The organism is Nonomuraea sp. NPDC003709, assembly GCF_040610775.1.
In the GTDB taxonomy this organism is placed as follows: Bacteria; Actinomycetota; Actinomycetes; order Streptosporangiales; family Streptosporangiaceae; genus Nonomuraea; species Nonomuraea angiospora_A.
In genome coordinates, this window is the sequence record NZ_JBEXMW010000073.1 from 1 (window position 1) to 4,372 (window position 4,372).

The window sequence follows — 4,372 nt, forward strand, 5'->3', positions numbered from 1 at the left end:
TCACCGCGCTGGCCTGCCTGCTGGGCGTGGAAGACGAGCCGCAGCTGGTCGTGCGGGCCGGTCAGGTGCTGGTGCCTCGTCTGGCCCGCGCGGACCGCGCCGGTGATCTGGTGGTGCCCGGGGGTGCGGGTGGGTGGCGGTTGGACTGCCCGGCCAAGGGGTCCTTGGAGGAGCTGGCGTTGGTTGCCGCGCCGGAGGCGGACCGGGAGTTGGCCGCCGGTGAGGTGCGGGTGGAGGTTCGTGCGGCTGGGTTGAACTTCCGTGATGTGGTTGTGGCGTTGGGCATGGTGCCCGAGCAGGGGGAGCCGATCGGTGGCGAGTTCGCCGGTGTCGTTTCCGAGGTCGGACCTGGGGTGGAAGGGGTGCGGGTCGGCGATCGGGTGATGGGGCTGGGTGAGGCCGCGTTCGGTCCTCGGGTGGTGGTGGATCAGCGGTTGCTGGCGGGGCTTCCGGCGGGCTGGTCGTTCGCTCAGGGTGCTGGGGTGACGGTGGCGTTCGCGACCGCCTGGTACGGGCTGGTCGACCTGGCCGGGCTCAGCCGGGGGGAGCGGGTGCTGATCCATTCCGGCGCGGGTGGGGTCGGCATGGCCGCGATCCAGATCGCCCGGCATCTGGGTGCGGAGGTGTTCGCCACCGCCTCGCCCGCCAAGCAGCACGTGCTGCGGGCGTTGGGCGTGCCGGATGATCACATCGCTTCCTCCCGCGACCTGGATTTCGCCGATGCCTTCGCCGCGGTGATGGGCGGGGCGGGGATGGATGTGGTGCTGAACTCGCTGGCGGGGCCGTTCACCGACGCGTCGCTGGACCTGCTTGCCGAGGGTGGCCGGTTCATCGAGATGGGCAAGACCGACCGGCGTGAGCCGGCCGACGTCGCGGGCACTCACTCTCACGTTCGTTACCGCAGCTTCGATCTGATGGATGCCGGGCATGAGCGGGTCGGGCAGATGCTGGGCGAGCTGCTGGACCTGTTCGCTTCCCAGGAGTTGGCGGCGTTGCCGGTGCGGTGCTGGCCGGTTCAGCAGGCCCGCCAGGCGTTCCGGCACATGGCCCAGGCCCGCCACACCGGCAAGATCATCCTCACCATGCCGCGCAGCCTTGATCCCGACGGCACTGTGCTGATCACGGGTGGCACGGGCGGTCTGGGTGCGATCTTGGCCCGCCACCTGGCCGGGGAGCACCGGGTGGGGCGTCTGCTGTTGGCCTCCCGCCGAGGAGACCAGGCTCCTGATGCCGACCGGCTCCGGGCCGACCTGGAGACGGCGGGCGCGACCGTCGACATCACGGCCTGCGATCTGTCCGACCCCGAGCAGGTAGCCGCGCTCCTTGACCGGGTACCCGCCGAGCACCCGCTGACGGCGGTCTTCCACACCGCCGGGGTGCTGGATGACGGTGTGGTCACCTCCCTCACCCCCGACAAGATCGACCGGGTACTGCGGCCCAAGGCCGACGCTGCCTGGCATCTGCACCAGGCCACCAGCCACCTCGACCTGGCCGCGTTCGTTCTCTACTCCTCCTCAGCCGCCACGCTGGACAGCGCCGGACAGGGCAACTACTCGGCGGCCAACGCCTTCCTGGATGCGTTGGCGATCCACCGCCACGCCAGCGGCCTGCCCGCTCAATCTCTCGCCTGGGGATTGTGGGCGCCTGAAACGGGTGGCATGACGAACCAGTTGGCGGAACTCGATCTGGAGCGGCTGTCCCGTTCGGGATTCACCGCTATGGGCGCCAACGAGGGCATGCAGCTCCTGGACGTCGCTCTGACCATGCCGGAGCCCTTCCTCGTACCGCTGCCCATCAACACTCGCACCCTCAGCAACCGCCACGACGGTGTCCCGGCGATTCTGCGTGGGTTGGCTCGCACGCCCGCGCGTCGCGCCGCCCGCACCGAACCTGTCTCCGGCAGCGGGTCGGCGCTGGAACGCCGTCTGACCGGGTTGCCGGCGGCTGAGCAGGAACACGTGCTGGTGTCGCTGGTCTGCGCCGAAGCCGCTGCGGTCCTGGGGCATGCCTCCGGTGAGGCGATCCAAGCGGGACGCCCGTTCAAGGATCTGGGCTTCGACTCCCTGACCTCCGTCGAGTTGCGTAACCGGCTGAGCCGGGCGGCCGGCATGAAGCTGCCCGCGACGCTGGTGTTCGACCACCCCACCCCGACCGCGCTCGCAGCGCATCTGCTCCAGCGCGTCACCGGCAGCAGCACAACCGCCGCGGCCGCACCCGTCCGGGCCGCGTCTGCGTCCGCGGGGATTGGGGAGCCGATCGCGATCGTGGCGATGGGCTGCCGCTACCCGGGCGGGGTGAACTCGCCGGAGGACCTGTGGGACATGCTCGTGCAGGGCCGTTCGGGGATCTCTTCCTTCCCCGAGGACCGGGGCTGGGATCTGGAGGCGTTGTATGACCCGGACCCGGACCATGTGGGGACCACGTATCTGCGTGAGGGTGGGTTCCTGAAGGACGCGGCCGGGTTCGACGCGGCGTTTTTCGGGATCAGTCCGCGTGAGGCGATCGCGATCGATCCGCAGCAGCGGCTGCTGCTGGAGACGTCGTGGGAGGTTCTGGAACGGGCCGGGATCGACCCCGACACCCTCCGCGGCACCCCGACCGGCGTCTTCATCGGCGGAACTCAGACGGGTTATGGCTCAGGGCCTGGACCGTACCCCGAGGAGATCGAGGGATACCTGCAGACCGGAAACGCCGGCTCCGTCATGTCGGGGCGGGTGGCCTACAACCTCGGCCTCGAAGGCCCGGCGCTGACGGTGGACACCGCCTGCTCCTCCTCTCTGGTCGCCATCCATCTCGCCTGCGAGTCCCTGCGCAGAGGCGAAAGCACTCTGGCGCTCGCGGGTGGCGTGACGGTCATGGCGACGCCTGAGCTCCTAGTGGACTTCAGCCGTCAGCGTGGTCTGGCGAGAGACGGCCGATGCAAGGCGTTCTCGGATGAGGCTGACGGCACCGTCTTCTCCGAAGGTGTGGGCATCCTGCTGCTGGAGCGGTTGTCGGAGGCGCAGGCCAATGGCCACCGGGTTCTGGGTGTGATCCGGGGATCGGCGGTCAACCAGGACGGTGCCAGCAACGGCCTGTCGGCCCCCAACGGTCCTTCTCAGGAGCGGGTGATCCGCCAGGCGCTGGCCAACGCGGGCCTGGCCCCCGGTGACATCGACGCGGTCGAAGCCCACGGCACCGGCACCAAACTCGGCGACCCCATCGAGGCCCAAGCTCTGCTGGCCACCTACGGGCGCGATCGGGATCCGGCGGCCCCGTTGTGGCTGGGGTCGGTCAAATCCAACTTCGGGCATTCGCAGGCCGCTTCTGGGGTGGCGGGTGTGATCAAGATGGTCATGGCCGCCCGCGAAGCCCTCCTCCCCCAAACCCTGCACATCACCACCCCCACCACCCACGTCGACTGGGAACAAGGCCAGATCCGCCTCCTCCAACACCCCCAAACCTGGCCCGCACACAGCGACAAACCACGCCGAGCCGCCATCTCCTCCTTCGGCATCAGCGGCACCAACGCCCACCTCATCCTCGAACAAGCCCCCCACCCCACCACAGGCACAGGCACCGCCCCCAACGCGGGCACCAGCACAAGCACCGCCGCAGGGGCTCAGGCAAGCACCGGTACGGACGCTAACGCGGGCAATGGCATAGGCGCAGGTACTGGCAACGCCGGCGCTGACAAGGGCACCGGCACGGGCACCGAAGCTCCGCAGCCCCTACCGCTGATCCCGGTAGCCCTATCCGCCCGTGACCAGACCAGCCTGGCCGCTCAAGCCGCCCGCCTGGCCGGCCACCTCACCACCCACCCCGACCTCCCCCTGCACGACATCGCCCTGTCGACCGCCACAACGCGTGCCCATCTTGAGCACCGCGCCGTCATCCTGGCCCGCAACGCCGACGACCTCCACCACGCCCTCGACCACCTCGCCGGCACCAACACCGACGACAGCACGGGCCTCGGCGCGGGTGACGGCACAGGCAACGGCGCCGCCAGGAGCAGCAGCAACGGCAATGGCAATGGTGACGGGACGGGCGCTGGCAGTGGCGCCAACCTCGGCACCACCACAACCAACGGCACGGGCAGCGACGGCTCAGACGCTGACACGGCCGGTGACAGCGGCATCAACACCGTCAACGGAGCGGGCTCAAACGCCGCAACCGAAGCCGCGACCCCCAACAGAGCCGACACCCCCACCCGCTCCAACACCCGCAACAGCAACGGCGTCGGCGTCGGCGCAGGAGTCAACGTGATCACCGGGCGTGCCCGACCCGGCAAAACCGCGTTCCTCTACTCCGGACAAGGCGCCCAACACCCCGGCATGGGCCGCCAACTCTACGAAACCTTCCCCACCTTCGCCACCGCCCTCAACAACACCCT

Annotated in this window: 1 protein-coding gene; it reads left to right on the forward strand. The window is 69.7% G+C overall.

Translation table 11 applies throughout. The annotated features are described in order from the left end of the window. Positions 1-4,372 (forward strand): SDR family NAD(P)-dependent oxidoreductase (locus ABZX61_RS65630; RefSeq protein ID WP_355213211.1); only part of this gene is annotated, 4,372 nt, incomplete at both ends.